General features: G+C 65.2%; 14 protein-coding genes and 1 tRNA gene. 8 read left to right on the top strand and 7 right to left on the bottom strand.

Annotated elements, in window-relative coordinates:
- Nucleotides 1-474: 474 nt before the first annotated feature.
- Together QRN40_RS08435 and QRN40_RS08430 are read right to left on the bottom strand one after the other, a co-directional pair.
- Nucleotides 475-1341 carry an IS3 family transposase gene (locus QRN40_RS08435; protein WP_285117463.1) on the bottom strand — a complete coding sequence of 289 codons (867 nt, stop codon included), beginning with the start codon at nt 1339-1341 and terminating at the stop codon, nt 475-477.
- 8 nt (nt 1342-1349) lie between these two features.
- Entirely contained in the window at nt 1350-1670 is a 321-nt protein-coding gene (locus QRN40_RS08430; protein ID WP_285115127.1) for a transposase, read from the bottom strand.
- Between the two features lie 38 nt (nt 1671-1708).
- Between QRN40_RS08430 and QRN40_RS08425 the strand changes: the two genes are divergently transcribed.
- From QRN40_RS08425 to QRN40_RS08410, 4 genes are all read left to right on the top strand, one after another.
- Nucleotides 1709-4567, top strand: coding sequence for an AAA family ATPase (locus QRN40_RS08425; protein ID WP_285115126.1), 2859 nt, complete (start codon nt 1709-1711; stop codon nt 4565-4567).
- A 587-nt stretch (nt 4568-5154) separates the two neighbouring features.
- Nucleotides 5155-5988, top strand: coding sequence for a hypothetical protein (locus tag QRN40_RS08420; protein ID WP_285115125.1), 834 nt, complete (start codon nt 5155-5157; stop codon nt 5986-5988).
- 291 nt (nt 5989-6279) lie between these two features.
- Nucleotides 6280-6353, top strand: a tRNA-Gly gene (locus QRN40_RS08415).
- A gap of 779 nt (nt 6354-7132) precedes the next feature.
- Nucleotides 7133-7729, top strand: a complete 597-nt coding sequence (locus QRN40_RS08410; RefSeq protein ID WP_285115124.1) for a DUF4760 domain-containing protein — start codon at nt 7133-7135, stop codon at nt 7727-7729.
- A 289-nt stretch (nt 7730-8018) separates the two neighbouring features.
- Here QRN40_RS08410 and QRN40_RS08405 read toward each other — a convergent pair whose 3' ends face one another.
- The 4 genes from QRN40_RS08405 to QRN40_RS08390 form a co-directional block, all read right to left on the bottom strand.
- Nucleotides 8019-8240 carry a hypothetical protein gene (locus QRN40_RS08405; RefSeq protein WP_285115123.1) on the bottom strand — a complete coding sequence of 74 codons (222 nt, stop codon included), beginning with the start codon at nt 8238-8240 and terminating at the stop codon, nt 8019-8021.
- A 222-nt stretch (nt 8241-8462) separates the two neighbouring features.
- Nucleotides 8463-9947: a DUF1254 domain-containing protein gene (locus tag QRN40_RS08400; protein WP_285115122.1), complete on the bottom strand. Its 1485-nt coding sequence runs from the start codon at nt 9945-9947 to the stop codon at nt 8463-8465.
- A gap of 237 nt (nt 9948-10184) precedes the next feature.
- Nucleotides 10185-10574: a VOC family protein gene (locus QRN40_RS08395; RefSeq protein ID WP_285115121.1), complete on the bottom strand. Its 390-nt coding sequence runs from the start codon at nt 10572-10574 to the stop codon at nt 10185-10187.
- Nucleotides 10575-10585: 11 nt separating this feature from the next.
- Nucleotides 10586-10801 carry a hypothetical protein gene (locus tag QRN40_RS08390; RefSeq protein WP_285115120.1) on the bottom strand — a complete coding sequence of 72 codons (216 nt, stop codon included), beginning with the start codon at nt 10799-10801 and terminating at the stop codon, nt 10586-10588.
- Between the two features lie 157 nt (nt 10802-10958).
- Here QRN40_RS08390 and QRN40_RS08385 point away from each other — a divergent pair, with 157 nt between their 5' ends.
- The 4 genes from QRN40_RS08385 to QRN40_RS08370 all read left to right on the top strand — a co-directional run bounded on the left by QRN40_RS08385 (nt 10959) and on the right by QRN40_RS08370 (nt 13988).
- Nucleotides 10959-11120, top strand: coding sequence for a hypothetical protein (locus QRN40_RS08385; RefSeq protein WP_285115119.1), 162 nt, complete (start codon nt 10959-10961; stop codon nt 11118-11120).
- A gap of 83 nt (nt 11121-11203) precedes the next feature.
- Nucleotides 11204-12874, top strand: a complete 1671-nt coding sequence (locus QRN40_RS08380; RefSeq protein WP_285115118.1) for a SulP family inorganic anion transporter — start codon at nt 11204-11206, stop codon at nt 12872-12874.
- 9 nt (nt 12875-12883) lie between these two features.
- Nucleotides 12884-13555, top strand: coding sequence for a GAP family protein (locus QRN40_RS08375; protein WP_285115117.1), 672 nt, complete (start codon nt 12884-12886; stop codon nt 13553-13555).
- A gap of 1 nt (nt 13556) precedes the next feature.
- Nucleotides 13557-13988, top strand: a complete 432-nt coding sequence (locus QRN40_RS08370; protein WP_285115116.1) for a mechanosensitive ion channel domain-containing protein — start codon at nt 13557-13559, stop codon at nt 13986-13988.
- A 207-nt stretch (nt 13989-14195) separates the two neighbouring features.
- Here QRN40_RS08370 and QRN40_RS08365 read toward each other — a convergent pair whose 3' ends face one another.
- Nucleotides 14196-15803 carry a SulP family inorganic anion transporter gene (locus QRN40_RS08365; RefSeq protein WP_285115115.1) on the bottom strand — a complete coding sequence of 536 codons (1608 nt, stop codon included), beginning with the start codon at nt 15801-15803 and terminating at the stop codon, nt 14196-14198.
- Nucleotides 15804-15837: the final 34 nt, after the last annotated feature.

Here is a 15837-nt window from a genome sequence, read left to right as displayed (position 1 = left end):
TCAAACCAAGTTCGTCAATCGCACGCTCAACCACGCGAACATGCTTCCCACCTTGTTCGTCAAAGACCGGATGAAGAAGGAGCGTCTCGGCATGAGCATTCAGCGCCATGCCATGGGGTCGTAACGATTCGAGTAACTGGAGGCGAAATAGTCGTCAATCTCAAGCTCGAAGAACTCAAACCAACGTCCGCCTGCAGACGCTTCCAGGCGCCCAACAGTTGATCACTCACCAGGCAAGCCTCAACGGGGGCCGGTCAACTGGCGCCGAAGACTGGGCATCTCAAAGCGACATACCTTTGCCAGGTCAGCTCGACAAAGACATGCGATCGGGCACAACGGTCGATACAACACCGACAAAGAAGCAAGGTCGAACGGAACCAAGGCATACAAGCCAGAGAAACGAAGGAAGAGGGAACCAACGAAGGAAGAGAAATTGATCTTCCCCCGGTTCCGCGGACAGTTTGATGTGTCGTTTCAGGCAGCCAGGGTGACTGTCGTCGGGACGATTTTCTCGTAGTCCGCCGGGGAGTGGTAGCCCAACGAGGAGTGCCGGCGGCGGGGGTTGTACCAGGCTTCGATCCAGGAGAACATCGCCGTCCCCAGTTGTCGCCTGGTGGCCCAAGGGTGGCTGTCGAGCAGTTCGATCTGCATGCCGTACCAGAAGGATTCCATCATCGCGTTGTCGTAGCAGTCGCCAACCGAGCCCATGGAGGCGATCAGGCCGGCTTCGTGGACACGGGAGGTGAACGCCCAGGAGGTGTATTGGGAACCGTGGTCAGAGTGCATGATCGCCCCGCGGACCCCGAACCTCCTCCAGCGGGCCATCTGCAACGCATCCACGACCAGGTCTGCGGTCATCCGGGATCCGATCGACCAGCCGATCGCCAGCCGGCTGTAAGCGTCCAGGACGACGGCGCAGTAGACCTTGCCCTCAGCAGTGTGGTGTTCGGTGATATCGCCCAGCCAGAGCCGGTTCGGGCCGGGGACGTGGAAGTTCCGGTTGACCTTGTCCTCGCTGGTGGCCGCGTTGGTGCGGAACCGGAACTTGCGTTTGACGGCGCCGGCCCAGCCGCGCTCCCGCATGATCCGCTCCACCCGCTTCCGCCCGATCGCAAACCCGTGTCCCATCCGCAGCTCGGCGTGCATCCGCGGCGACCCGTAGGTATGGAAGAACGCGCCTTTCTCTGATCGGAGCCGGGCGATCACCGCGGCGATCTCCTCATCCCGGGCTTTGCGGGCGCTGATGTGGTGCTTGGCCCAGGTGTAGTAGCCGGAGCGGGAGACCCCTAACAGCCGGCTGACCGTCGCGACCTTGAACCGGTGAGGGTCCTCAGCCGTCAGCTGCTCGATCAGTCGGAAAGATGTTTTGGGAGCACGTTCTCCTTCGCGAAATACGCCGCCGCGCGTTTCAGGATCTCGTTCTCCGTCTCCAGGCGGCGCACCTCTCTGCGCAACCGGACCAGCTCCGCCTGCTCGTCCGCGTCCAGGACCGGGACCACTCCGGCGGCTTTCTCCGCCTCGGCTTTGGCGAAGTCGTCCTCAGCCCCCCACCGATACAACGCAGAGTTCGAGATGCCGAGCTCGCGGGCGACCTGCGACAACGGGCGGTCACTGATCCGGACTAACTCGATCGCACGAACATGGAACTCCCGAGGGAAACGTCTAGCCATAAAGACCAACCTCCCGAACCAAACAAGGCCGATGATAAGTGACCGAAGAAACGGCGGAACACCAAAGAGAAAAGGAAGGGAAGAGCAAATGCACGCAGGCACTCTTTGAGTGTGCGCGCTCCGTGCGCGCCAAAAAGCGCGCGCAAACGGAAGTTCTAAGTGTGAGAGGTGGAGTGGCGCGCTGGAAGCGCGGGCAGTCAGCCCAAGGGGTCAAGCAGGCGGTCCACTACGCCTTCGGCGGCGTCTGCGACGCGACCTTGACGGCGAAGACTGCCGACGGCGCGCTGGCCGCCGCCGGCTACGCGAATGCGGTCATGACCCGTTACATCGTGGAGAACGGCGCCATCCGCGACGACCTGCTCACCCGCTCCCAGTTAACGGATTGGGTCGACGGCGTCGACCCTCTCACCGGTGAGCGTCGCGGCCGGGATCTGGAGTCGCCGGTCGCGGACCTGGTTCTGGATGCGACGATCAACGCGCCGAAGTCGTTCAGCATCGCGGCGATGCTGGATCCGGAGTTGAACTCCGCGTACGAGGACCTTCAGGACCGGGTGAGGGACCGGATCATCCACCTCTGGCAAGAGGAACTCAACGCGCGGCGTGGGAAGGGCGGCTGCATCCGTGAAGACCTCGCCCGCATCGAAGTCGTTGAGCTCCGACACGAACGCTCCCGCTCGCTCGACCCGCACAAGCACCGCCACTTATGGCTGAACGTCAAGGTCAAGGGCGGCGACAGGAGGTGGTCCAACGTCGACACTCGCGTCGCTCTCCGGTTCCAGAACGTCGTAAACGCCGAAGGCGACCTCGCCGCCCGCACCGACCCCGCCTGGATCGCCGCTCTGGCAGCGAAAGGGTTCACTCTTAACCCTGACGGGGAAATCGCCCAGTTGCACCATCTGGTGCGTCTAATGTCGAAGCGGTCCGCGCAGATCGAAGGCAACAGGATCGCCCGGATCGCCTGGTGGAAGGAACAGCATCCCGGGCAGGAGCCGTCCCCCGATGTGTTGAATCAGATCGACCGATGGGCGTGGGCAGCCAACCGACCGAACAAGCCCGGGCACCTCGACGAAGAGGACTGGGCAGCCCTCGTCCGCCACGAGCTTCTCGTCGCGGACCCGCGGCTCGATCACGAGCGTGCTTCAGCCGATCTGGGTAAGGTCGCGGTCGGGGATCTCGACCTCGAGCTGCTCGCGGCGAAGGCGATCGTGGACGCGGACATGCGCTCGACCGGCACGGGAGGCCGCTTCAGCGTGATAGACGTTCGGGCTGGAGCAATCCGCGCTATCGCCGCCACCGGCCTCATTGCAGAGCGTGACGAACTCGCGCCGCTGGTTGAGAAGGTCGCTGCAGATGCGACCCGCGTCCACACGGTGACACTGCTCTCTGAACCGACTGTCCCCAATCACATCAAGCACCTCATGGCGACCAACACGGCGACCCTCAAAGCCACGCTCGCTCACCGGATCGACGCCCTGTCCACGACGGGGACGACCATGAATCCTGACGAGGTTAGGAGAATCGCGCACGTCATCGAGCCCGAGCGAACGCTCGACGCCAGCCAGGTCGACGGGGCGAGGGCGATCGCAGGAACCTCGCGAACTGTAGCGATCTCCGGAGCTGCCGGGACGGGCAAGACGACCATGCTCAAGGTGGCCGGCGCCGCGCTGCGCCGACAGGGTCGCAACATGATGATCGTCGCTCCGACGAAGAAGGCCTCCGCCGTCGCTGGCAGAGAAACTCAAAGCGACTCATCCTCCCTCCATCAGCTGCTGCACGACTACGGCTGGCGCTGGAGAACCGGCGATGCCGGAGCAACAAGCTGGACTCGGCTCAGCCCAGGTGACACCGATCCGGCCACCGCGAGAACCTACGCTGGTCCGCGGATAAGGATGCGCCCGGGCGATCGCATCGTCGTTGACGAAGCCGGCATGCTCGACCTCGAAGCAGCCAGCGCTCTCGTCGACGTGCTGGAGCGCACCGGTGCAGGAGTGGCACTGGTCGGAGATGAACGCCAAGCGCTGCCGGTTGGGCACTCTGGTGCGATGGCACTCTTCTGGCGTGCCGCTGCAGACCAGGTAGAGCTTTCAACAATTCACCGCTACAGCGATCCATCATGGGCCGACCTCAGTCTCCGACTCCGGGAGCCCCGTACCCAGGAAGTCGCAGCCGGAGTCGCCGACGAGCTAGTGAGGACCGGACATGTAGTGCTCACGAGTAACGACGCCGCGGCGCAGCAGGCAATGGTCGACGGGTGGATTGACGCAAGCCGCCGCGGACAGACGATCGCGCTGGTCACGGCAACGCACGCTGAAGCCCAAGCTGTGAGCGAGATCATCCAGGCGCGTCGGATGGAAAGTGGAGCCGTCTCGACCGACGGCTGCGTTCTCGGCCAGGAAGGTCAGGCGATCTTCGTCGGCGATGTTGTACAAACCCGCCGAAACGACGGCCACTCCGACGTACAGAACCGCCAGAGCTGGATCGTGAAGAAGATCACTTCTGAGAGGGTGGTGCTGGTGTCCGCGTTCGATTCGTCGGATCTCCGGAACATCAGCCACGACTATGCCGGCTCTCACCTTCACCTCGGGTACGCAACGACCGTATACGGCGTCCAGGGTGAGACGACCGAGCTCTCTATCGTCGGCCCTGGCGTGGACGCTGCTGGCCTCTATGTCGGGCTCACGCGCGGCAAGCAAAGCAACTCGGTCATCCTCGTTGCCCCGACTGAGGCATCGGCGAAGTCGCAACTCACGGAGATGATGCAGAGAGGATCCATCGAGGAGACGCTTCAAGCGTCGCGCAGGGCTGCTCGGGTCGAGTTCAACCGTGCCGCACAGGCCAGCCCTGGTCCCCGTGCCCCGGTGCCCGGTGCGATGGTTGGGCCGGCCCCCTTACCCTGACCGAGTGTCGGTTCAGGCTGTCGCCAGACCACTCGCGCACAGTTTTCGGCCAAGGGCGTTGGCTCCGTCCAGGGCGCCGTCCAACGCGCGATATCGCAGGAGTGCGATCCCAAGGGTGTCAGCGCGCTCTCTAGCGGCCGGGCGCACACCGCCGGGCACAAAGATTAGGGGGTGCCGACCGTCGCTGGATGCGACAATCGCAGCTTTCTCAACCGAGTCGACGTCGAGGTTGCCGCGATCATCGCGAACCCAGGCCAGGTAACGACGGCTATATAGATCGCAAGTCTCCCGCGTTTCGTCGGTAGCCACGACAGTATCTGCCGCGCCCATGAACACCATCCATTCGCGGCACAGGTCGATTGCTCCCTCGCCGGAAGCCCCATATTGTCGCGGCGCTGGTGCGTCATGTGTCACGTCTCAAGTGTGCATCCGACCGCCGATCGACATGAAGTCCGTCACTCGTTCCCCTGACCCTCGACGGCGAGCTTTTTGGGGTGACGCGGATCCTCGAGTCTGCGCTCCCGTATTGAAGGAAAGACTGCCTCCAGCCATCGCCCGCTCGAACCCGGATCGTCTAGCCTCTGCGCATGAGCTATTCGCGCGGGCCTGACTACGCAGATAGCGGTGATCCCGAGTGGATAGAACCAGAGATGAAGGCGGGCGGTGCACTCGAACCCGACTTGTACATGGGCTGGGGGCGGTGGCGCGCGCGCATCTTCCCGTCTGATGATCACGTCAGCGATAACCAACCGCTCGCCCTCGGGCTTAGCGGATTGGCCGTAGCAGTGACCCGATTGTTCGAGATCCTCGCAAACTTACCCAGTCCACTACCCGACGAGAACGGGCAAAATCCCGGTGGGACGCCAACGGTCAAGGCAATCGTCGCAGTGTACGACGCGCTGGAGTGGGTTCACAGCCTGAACGACCATCTAACCAGCGCTAATGCATACCGACCCGCCTCTGAAATCGACGCTGAGCTTGGCCCGTATGTGGAAGGACTTCTCGCCGCACGCAACGCGTCTCACCATGGGCTTCGGAGAGTCGTTGGGTTCGTGCCAGTTGAGATGTCGATCTACAAAGTCCACGGAAACCGCTGGATCCACACGGGTACATACACAGATGGATCGGCGATCACGCAGCTCCGGTGGGTGCGCGCCCTACCGCCGCGCCCCGAACCCGGGGAACAAGACAAGCCCGTTCTGCGCTACGCCGACCAGATCGCCGCATACGTCGAGCATTTAGCGGGACGCGACGTTCACAATACTTTTCGCGCCGCAGGGGCCTTCTTCTTCGATGCTGTTCGGGGGCGAGACGCCGATCCCGACACTCTCTACGGCCCAGCGCATCACCCTCCGCCCATCGACCCGGTTGTACTGCAGAGGTTTTCCACCGACCTGCCGACTCCGCCGAATCTGCCCTAGTCGTCTTAAGTCGTGACATAAAAGAGCCGCCCTGATCCTCGACCTTGGCACGATTGTGCTGCGCAGGATCGGCGGCATTTGGTCGAACACTCGTCTCCGACCAAAACGCGGGCGTTTCCCTTGGCCTGATCCGCCGTCGCCACGGTCAGCGGAGTCGTTCAGGACATCGACGAGCTGGCTGGCTGCAATTCTCAAAGCGGTGAGTAAACGGTGAGTTTGGCCAAAAACCATTGAGCGGGTAGTCTGGGCCGCAGCCTTAGTTCCCAGTGATTTACTGGGATTCCGGGCCGCGCGAGTGTAGTTCAATGGTAGAACCTCAGCTTCCCAAGCTGATAGCGCGGGTTCGATTCCCGTCACTCGCTCCACTTGTCACTTCTTGAGCAAGTTGGGCTGCTGAACACGCGCCTGGTTGGCATTAACGCGATAGTTGCGCATTACGCGCCTATGTGGTCAGCAAGTTAGCGATACTCGCCGTACTGTCGTTAGGTGCGCTGAGCACACATGGCATCGGTGCCTGCCGGACACGCGGAGCCGGACGCGTGTCCGCTCTGGCTCGTCGAGACTGGCTCAGGCAGCCTCGAGCCCTTCTGATCGAGCGAGTTGATTTGCCGCATTGCGAAGCACGTCGTCTGTTCCTTCGAACCAGTCACGCAGCGTCAGATCCTCGCTTACCCGGCGAGCGAGCGCGTTCGCTCCGCCGTCGATGAGCTTCCGGTTCGGCTGTTGCTTTACGCCGGCTAGACGCAGGTACCAGCCAGCACGGAGGCGGCCGATGTACGAAGCGCCCTACCTCCGCCTCCCCGATCACGTCATCTTCACGGGACACACTGCAACACGACGATGGAGTCAGCCATGAACTGGGCCCCGCAACCGCTACGGGCGCCGGGTCAAGCCCCAGCAGAGGTTAAGTGAGGGTGAGGCAGCCGACTCGTTGATGGCTGCGCCAACAGGGCCCGGGTCTGCCGTTCTGTTGAGAGGGCCTTGTTGCCCTCTCTGGGTTGGCGCCGACCGGCCAAACGCTCAACAACCCGCTAGTGTTCATCAACCAAGAGATATGGGAAGCGGGGTAAAGCCTGTGCGCAGGAGGCGGCTGAGATTCTGGATACCTTGGGTGATTGCGGCAGTCGCAGCGTGCGTCACCATCGTGCTCATCTTGAAGGACTTCAATCTGGGCCCGGCGTGGACCTGGGCGGCGACCTTCGCCCCTGTTTTTGCCGTCGTGATTGCCCTCGCTTCATTTGTTCTGCTGTCCCTTACGTCCTGGGCTAACTGGAGATCCGCCAGGCGGCAAGCAACAATCGAAGCCTGGAACGATTGGTCTGAGGGATGTACCGAAGCGCGCAGGCGTCTGAGTCAGACGCTAGGCATGAGGACAATCTCGCCCGATCAGGCGAGAGCGCTTGCCACTCAGGGCGAAACGCTTTTCGACCGCGATGGGAAGCCGATCAGCCACGATGATAAGCAAGCCGTCTTGAACGACGTGGTGGAAGTGCTGAACGGACTCGAGAGGCTAGCTGTAGGGGTTCGCCTTGGCCTGTACCGGCGCGAGGTGCTCGTACTGGTCGGAGCGACCATCATCAAGAGAACTTACGAGCGGTTTGAGCCCTACATCACTTTCCGCAGGACATCGCCCGATTCCGACAAACGCCAGGAACGGGCCTTTAGCCAGTTGGACTTGCTTGTCGGTCACATCAGACAGAACGAAGTGGACAGCCAAAGGCTGCGCTCACTCCGCGATTAGTCGACGTCTTCTTCTTCGCGGCGCATCTTGTCTCCAGTCACGAAATTGATTCTAACTCACGCGAGCTAGCGATGCGTGTGAGCGGTCGTTTGGCCGCGCCCCCTGCGTACCGCTCGGCCGACGGTCCGCACAGAAGTCGGTGTCACGCGACCCGCGGCGACCGTGCCAAGGCGGCTAGTCACCAACACCGACGTGGCCGGCCTCTCGGCGGCCGGCAAATGCTGTCGCCGCACACGGTCGATTCGCCCGTCGAAGTCAGAAAAGGCGTTACCGGTGGTCCGCGCCAGAGCTAGCCGGCCGGGTGCGGGTTAGGCGGCCCATCCCAAAACCCGTGAGGCACATTGTTGTCCCAGCGCACGAGTTCGTCGGCTCGTTCGAGCGATTCGCAGACGCACATCAGCCGACGCTTAGCCGGGTCCAGGTCCCACCGCAGCACGAGATACTGATCGCGACCGCGCCGGTCAACGAAGCGCTTCACGACCGCTTTCGGCACGACCTTGTCGTCGCGCATTAGCAACCACGTGTCGTGGTCGTAGCGGATGGGACGCGGGTGGGCACCTTTCAAGTACACCACCTAACCGAACACCAGTACGAATCAGGGTTGTTATTTCACGGTGCTGGGAATGAGAAATCCCCCGACGTTCGGGGCACCCGCCACTCAGAGTGCGCCAGCGCGCTCATTCGTGGCTGACCGATGCGTGCGCGTGACGGATCGTCGAGAACTTACTCGGGCTCAGGACACCCGTACGAAGTCGCCCGGCTTGTACTGCCGGTCGAAGAACTCCTGTTTCGGCCCATACCAGCGCAGCAGCCCGAACCATCCGCGGCCCGGGACCGTCTCCAACCAGTTCGTCGCCTCGGCCGGTCGTTCCGGCCCCACGAAGATCGTGAATGTGCCGTCGTCGTTGGCGGCGATCGGGTCGATCGAGTTCAAGGACGGGTACGTCTGGCCTGCCGCGTCGACGCCGGAGGCGGTTTCGGCGTCGTAGACGGTCAACGACCAGAGGATGTTCGCCGGCGGGTCGGCGGGCAAGTCGATCCGGTACGTGTTCTCGCCGCGTAGGTAGTCACCCTCGGCGTCCTTGTACGCGTTGCAGTACTTCGCGCCTTTACCGGGGGTGACGCTCATCATGCCGGTGGAGATGGAGAAGTGGTTGATGAACATGTGGGCCTTCGCGTCCACATCGGTGAACCCGGTCTCCCGATCGCTGAAGGATTCATCGATGAGGGTGCGGTAGAAGTCGTCGGTCGTCGTGCGAGCGTGCGCGACCCACCGTCGATCCGCCCACCAGAGCACATTCTTGGTCTCGTCGAAGTCGCCGGCGATACCTTTCGCCATCCGCCACGCGGTCTTCGCCGCCAGATCGAGCAACTCGCGCTGCTCGTCGGTCGGGGCAAACTCTTGCCCACGGCGAATGCCGAGCGCGGCGAGAACTCCGTGCATGTACGGGTCGACGGCGTCGTCTCGTTCGGACTGGATGACACGGTCCAGCATCTCCCAATAGCTGAAGTCGTGCGCGAAAATCGCATCGGCCGACTGATCGGAGGCGTGGGCGTGGATCATCGGCTCGGCGTCCCCGTGGAGCGGGTGCAGGGTGATTCCCTCGATGTGCGCTACTCCGGGCGTCAGGTCGTCGACCGAGCGGAAGAAGCCGCGCAGCAAGATGTAGATACCGTTCGTCGGGCTCGTGTAGACGAAGTAGTCGCTGACGTCCACGCCCGGATCTTCACCCTCACGCACGATCAGGTACTTGCCGCCCTTGCCCTGATCGGGCCCGGGGATGCCGACGTCCGCGAGGTACTGCACACCGTCAATAACGGGTCCAATCAGCGGGCGATGCCAGGCATCATCGACCAGGCCCTGGACCATCTCGGGCGCCTCGATCACAAGCGGACCCGTCTCCGACAGATCGATGAAAACGAGCCCATAGATCACGTCGGAGTTCGGCGTCGTGATGAGCGTGTTCGGCTTCAAGCGCTTCTCGTACACGGCCATGACGTTGTAGCCGCGGCCGAAGTCACGTCCAACGCTCTCCCTCATCGCGAACAGGTTCACCGCCGGCAACGCCCACAAATACGTCTGCACCGCGCGTTGGAAGTACAACTCCGCGCGCAGGGCGGCTGCGCTCTCCGACGTCGGGTAGCCACCCTGAAAAGGAAGCTCGGCAAGCTCGCGGTACCGCTCCAAATAGTCAGGCACGCTCTCTCCTTCGATCACCAGCCGGGGCTGGGACCGCGCCCCAAACCCATCCTGGGTGCCATCAGAGTTCCTGTCTAGAGAGACCGCGGACACCCGGCTGGGACCAGGTGATTGGCGGAACCCGTGGACAAACTCTTCGCGGCCGGGCGCGAAAGAGAGCGGATCAGGACAATATCTCTGACCGCTCCTTCCCCCGATCCGGGCGGCTTCGCCAGCCGCTCATGTTCGAGAACATGCACCGCCAGCGGCGCAGATTCACGAGTCGGTGGGCGGGTCGGACTCGCCCTGCCAGAAGTTCCACCGGTAACCCCACGGGTCCACGACGGTGAACGTCAACGGCCCGTACGGCTGCTTCTGCACCGAGCTGATCGGGGCGTTGCTGTCAGCTGCTGAGACTCGTGCTCGGTAGGCGTCGATGTCGTCGACGTGAACGATGAGCAGAGCCCCGGCGCCGTGGCCGACGCCGGGCGGCCGATGAGTGATGGAGACACGGCTTTCCCCGATGAGGATGTCGGCCTCCTGAGTCACCGGGGCACCGAGCCGCCACCGGGTGGATGGGCCGAACTCGAGCACCCGTTCCAGCCAGTCGAGCGCGGCGTCCGCGTCCTCGTAGTACAGGTACGGGATCACTTCGCTGAACGCCATAGGTTGCTCCTTTACCGGCTGATGATCTGGGCCAGGCGGTACGACGCCGTTTCGTCGCTGGTCCTTTCGCACAGCTCCCACAGCTCGTACTGCGGCCCGTCCGGGGTGTCGATGGGCAGCTTCAACCGGATGGGCGCTTCGGTCTCCCCGGCCGGCATGGGGATGTCGAGCACCTGTGGGTATCCGCCCTCGCCCGGCGCGAGGAGTGTGGCGACGAGATGGCGCATCAGCCCCTCCACTCTGCGCACCGTTTCCCTGAACGCGGGGACTCTACGCGGGGGCGGGGAGGGGCGGCTAGCCCGTTATTCGCCGCTTGTCGCAGCGGTAGACGCTCGGAGCAGCGACGGGTAGATTCCCGTCCAGGACGCCACCACCCTGACCCAGGTGCATGAGACCGTCGCGCCCGCGCAAGGGTTGCCGCCGATTGGCGCGAACTGGCTACCTGCCCCGGCCGGCGCCTTCCGGCCGATCCTGCGGATGTACATGCCCGACGCCGCGGTCCTCAACGGCTCCTACGAGATCCCTGCGATGGTCAAAGTGCGCTGACCCACCACGGTCACGGGATACCCCTAGACGGTCGTTATCCCCGGCGGTAGCCTGCCTGAACCGCCGGCAGGGAGGGAAGGCGAATGGTCGACGCGCAGACCCGCTCTCAGCGCCGCATCCTGCCGGGCCTCACGGGGAAGAACCTGGTCCGGGAGCTGCTGGCCGGTGTCACTCTGCTCGCCATCGCCATCCCTCTGAACATCGGGTATGCGCAGATCGCCGGGCTACCCGCGACCGCGGGGCTGTACGCGCTGGTGCTTCCCGCGATCCTGTACGCGCTCACCGTCTCCTCCCGGCAGTTGGTCGCGTCGCCGGATGCGGCGGCCGCGGCCCTGGTCGCCTCCTCCGTCGGGGGCTTGGCGGTCAGCCAGGGCAACTACATCGCCTTGACGCTGGCCCAGGCCCTCATCGGCGGGGTGCTGTTCCTGGCGTGCGCGTTTCTGAAGCTCGGGTTCCTGGCGAACTTCCTCTCCAAGCCGATCCTGGTCGGGTTCGTCGGCGGCCTCGCGCTGGACATCCTGGTGTCGCAGGTGGCGAAGATGCTCGGTGTGAAGATCGACTCCGGAGGGGAGTTCTTGGACAAGGTCGCCGGGCTGGTGACCGGCCTGCAGAAGCTGAACGGCTGGTCGGTGCTCATCGCAGCGGGGGCGCTCGTCGTCCTCCTCGCCGGCCGGATGGTGGCGAGAGCCGTGCCGTGGGCACTGGTCGTGCTCGTCGTCGGCACGGTCATCGTCGTCGTCACCGACGCCCCGTCGGCCGGGGTGTCGGTCCTCGGGAAGGTGCAGGCCGGACCGCCGACGCTGACCTGGCCGGTCATCGACTGGGGACAGTGGCTCGCGGTCATCCCCTCGGCCATCGCATTGACCCTCGTCACGATGGGCGAGGGACTCCTCGTCTCCCGCTCCTACGGGGAACGCCGCCACTACCCGACCCGAGCCAACCGAGACCTGTTCGCGTTCGGGCTGGGCAACCTCGGCGCCGGGGTGACCGGTGGGTTCTTCGTCGGGTCTTCCACCTCCCGCACCGCTGCGATGGATCAAGCCGGGTCGCGCACTCAACTGCCGACCCTGGTGATCGCCGTCGGCACGCTGGCGTTGCTCATCTTCGGCACCGCCCTGCTCGAAGACATTCCCTCGCCGGCGATCGGCGCCATCGTCGCCGTCGCGGTCGTGCCCGTGCTGGGCATTCCAGACTTCATCCGGTTGTGGCGGCTGGACAAGTTCGAGTTCGCCATCGCCGCCGCCTGCTTCCTCGGTGCGGTGTTCATCGGACCGATCGCCGGCATCGTCATCGCGTTCGTCCTCGCGGTGGTCAATGTCACCCGGCGGGCGGCGAACCCGCCGATCGACACGCTCGCCGCCGACGGTGACCCCGCCGACTCCCTCCTCGACGAAGCAGAACCCGACTCGGTCACCGTCCCCGGGGTGGTCGTCATCCGCCTGGCGGCGCCGCTGTTCTTCGCCAACAGCACCATGTTCGAGCAGGCTGTGAAGCGCGCAGTGACCACGACCGGCGCCGTCCATGTTGTCCTGGATATGGAGGCCGTCACCGACGTGGACGTCACCGGCGCGGAGGCGTGGGAGAGCGTTCAGGAGTTCCTCACCGAACGCGGCGCGGACCTCGCTCTCAGCCGGGTGCGGCCAGGCATTCGCGACCGGCTCGCCCAGCTCGAGATCACCTCCGGGCTCACCTACTTCGGCACCAACCGCGCCGCAATCGCAGCGCTCCGCACCGACACCCCCGAGCACGCGTAGGAGGACGACGTGCCACAGGCCATCGGCGAGGTACTGCCGCTCGCGGTCGGTATCGCCATCAGCCCCATCCCGATCATCGCCGCCATCCTCATGCTGCTGTCTCCGAAGGCACGCAGCACCAGTGTCGGGTTCCTCCTCGGCTGGGTGCTGGGCATCGTCGTCGCGGTCGTCGTGTTCACCCTGCTCGCCGGGATCCTGCCCGCCACGGACCCGGACGCTTCCAAGCCAGTCGCCGGGGTGATCAAGATCATCCTCGGGCTGCTCCTGCTGCTGCTCGCGCTGCGGCAATGGCGTTCCCGCCCGAAGTCCGGACAGGAGCCCGCGCTGCCGAAATGGATGGACGCGATCGACTCGATGACCTCCGGCCGCGGGCTGGGCCTCGGGTTCATCCTCGCCGCGGTCAACCCGAAGAACCTGCTGCTCGCGGCTTCGGCTGGCATCGTCATAGGCACCGCCGGACTGTCCGCTGGGGAGGCGGCACTCGTCATCGCCATCTTCACCGTCATCGCCGCTATCTCCGTCTTCATCCCCGTGATCGGCTACCTCGTCGCCGCGGACCGGATGCGCGCACCGCTTAACGCGCTCCGCGGCTGGCTGGTCGCCCACAACGCGGCAGTCATGGCCGTGCTGCTGCTGGTCATCGGCGTGGTCATGATCGGCAAGGGGATAGGGAGTTTCTGACATGCTGGCGACCGCGGCGACACCGTCCGACGCGGCCGGGTTCTTCGCCGGCCTGGATCAGTGGAACGTCGTCTTCGCGCTCGCCTCAGTCATCGCCGGCGTACTCCTCGGCATCGCCGTCCACCGAGGGACGGAAAACCTCTTGCGCCGGCTCGGCGGGCTCAGCCCCGACCTGGTCCGCCGTGTCGCGCGCTCCCCCCGGCTGGTGGTCATCCTTCTCGGTGTCGGTGTCGGGGTCGCCATCGCATTCCTCGGCGCACCGATCCAGCCGGTGCTCGCGTTGGCGATCATCGTCGCTGTCATCGCCGGGCTCGCCCTCCGCGGGATCAGCGAGAACTTCTCCGCCGGAGTGGTCCTACAAACCCGGCGCCCGTTCAAAGTCGGCGACGTCGTCGAAGTTGCCGGGTTCACCGGTGTCGTCCGCGCCGATTAACGGGCGCACCGTCGTCCTCCGAACGATGGACGGCAGGGTCGCCCACGTGCCGAACTCGGACGTGGTCTCGCACGGCGACCTGACGGGGTGAGGTCGCGGCGGCCATCTGCTCCACCCGGGCTCTCCCGCGTCGTCCTGTACCGCCGGCGCGAGGTTCAGCGGCCGGTCGAGTAGGTCCGTAGGGCCGCGTCCGCGGAGCTCGACGGCTCACTCGACGCGGCCCTGCTCCCGCAGCTCCGTGAACCACCGGGTGCGCTCCGCGACCTCCCGGGCGCCCGGCGGCATCCCGGTGATCCGCATCGTCACGTGCCGGCCCGCGAGCTCGCGGTCGAGGTCGCGCAGGGCGAGGATGACGGTGACCGAGATGTCCTGCAGCGTCGAACAGTCGAGCACGAGCCCGGTGAGACCCTCCTCGCCGTCGACCGCATCCAGCACCGCCTGTTCGGTCGACTGGACGTTCGCGGTGTAGAGCGGGCCCAGCAGGGCGACGTGCAGCACCGTCCCGTCGCGCTCGCTCCGGATGCGAGGGCGGTTCAGCGCGGCGAGCACGAGCACCAGGGTGAACAGCACCCCGACCGCCACGGCGGCCAGAAGTCCGGCGGTGAGGCCGATCACCATCGTGACGAGCGCGATGGCGAAGTCGCGCCGGCTCACCCGCCAGAGCAGCACCAGTGAGCGCACGTCGATCAGTCCGAACACGGCCACGAAGACGAGCGCGGCGAGTGTCGCCTGCGGCAGCAGGGAGATCACCGGGCCGAGGAACAGCCCGATCAGCAGCGCCAGCACGACCGTGACGATCGAGGCCAGCTGCGACCGGGCTCCGGCCGCCTTGCTCACGGCGCTCTGCGAGAAGCCGCCGGCGGCCGGGAGCGTCTGGAACCATCCGCCGACGAGGTTCGCCGCGGCCGTCGCCAGCAGCTCGCGGTTGTTGTCGATCCGGGGGTCGTCGAGGTCGCGGATGCCGCGCGCGACGGCCGTCGTCTCCAGGAAGGCCATCACGGCGATGGCGAGGGCGCCGGGGATGAGCGCGAAGACGTGCGCGAAGCTGGGCAGCGCCGGCAGCGGGAAGGCCTGCGTCACCGGCGTGATGAGCGCGACCCCTGCCTCCCGAAGCCCACCGAACGCGACCAGGAGGATGCCCGCCGCCACCACGATCAGCGGCGCCGGGACGCGCGGGAGGAACCGCTTGAACAGGAACAGCACCGCGATCGAGCAGGCCGAGAGGGCCACGGTCGCCGGGTTCGCCTGCGGGACGGCGAGGACGACGGCGTTCACCGAGCGCACGAACCCCTGGCCGGTCGTCGCATCCGTCTCGCCGAGTAGCTTCGGCAGCTGGCCCACGGCGACCGTCGCACCGACGCCGACCTGGATGCCGAGGAGCACCGGCCGGTTGATGATCTCGACCAGCGAGCCGAGACGCAGCAGCCGCGCCACCAGCAGGACGGCGCCGACCAGCAGCGTGAGGGTGACGAGATCGCGCGGGATGTCGTGCGAATCCGCGACCACCCCGGCCGAGACGAACGTCGTGGCCGTCAGCGTCGCGATGGTGGAGGTGGTGGACACGCTCATCGCGCGCGACCCGCCGATCAGCGCGTACACGAGCATCGGTACGCTGGCTGTGTACAGGCCGACCTCGACCGGGAGGTTCGCGATGGTGGCGTACGCCATCGCCTGGGGCACCACGACGGCTCCGGCCGATACCCCCGCCACGACGTCACGACCGAGGGACGAGCGCCGGTACCCCGCGAGCGTGGGGAGCAGCCACGTGCTCGCCCCGGCTCGGGACGGACGGGATGGTCGCGTGCCCGACCCCATACGGTCCCCTTCCGTCGTCTTGACGCGACTCTAG

The organism is Leifsonia sp. fls2-241-R2A-40a (assembly GCF_030209575.1).
GTDB lineage: Bacteria > Actinomycetota > Actinomycetes > Actinomycetales > Microbacteriaceae > Leifsonia.
The sequence above is the reverse complement of the archived record's forward strand: the minus strand, read 5'-3'. Positions and strand labels throughout refer to the sequence as shown.

What these genes read in the sequence shown, in the direction of transcription:
- QRN40_RS08430 (WP_285115127.1), bottom strand. Translation starts at nt 1,670, where the DNA reads ATGGCTAGACGTTTCCCTCGGGAGTTCCATGTTCGTGCGATCGAGTTA.
- QRN40_RS08420 (WP_285115125.1), top strand. Translation starts at nt 5,155, where the DNA reads ATGAGCTATTCGCGCGGGCCTGACTACGCAGATAGCGGTGATCCCGAG.
- QRN40_RS08405 (WP_285115123.1), bottom strand. Translation starts at nt 8,240, where the DNA reads ATGCGCGACGACAAGGTCGTGCCGAAAGCGGTCGTGAAGCGCTTCGTT.
- QRN40_RS08395 (WP_285115121.1), bottom strand. Translation starts at nt 10,574, where the DNA reads ATGGCGTTCAGCGAAGTGATCCCGTACCTGTACTACGAGGACGCGGAC.
- QRN40_RS08390 (WP_285115120.1), bottom strand. Translation starts at nt 10,801, where the DNA reads ATGCGCCATCTCGTCGCCACACTCCTCGCGCCGGGCGAGGGCGGATAC.
- QRN40_RS08380 (WP_285115118.1), top strand. Translation starts at nt 11,204, where the DNA reads ATGGTCGACGCGCAGACCCGCTCTCAGCGCCGCATCCTGCCGGGCCTC.
- QRN40_RS08370 (WP_285115116.1), top strand. Translation starts at nt 13,557, where the DNA reads ATGCTGGCGACCGCGGCGACACCGTCCGACGCGGCCGGGTTCTTCGCC.
- QRN40_RS08365 (WP_285115115.1), bottom strand. Translation starts at nt 15,803, where the DNA reads ATGGGGTCGGGCACGCGACCATCCCGTCCGTCCCGAGCCGGGGCGAGC.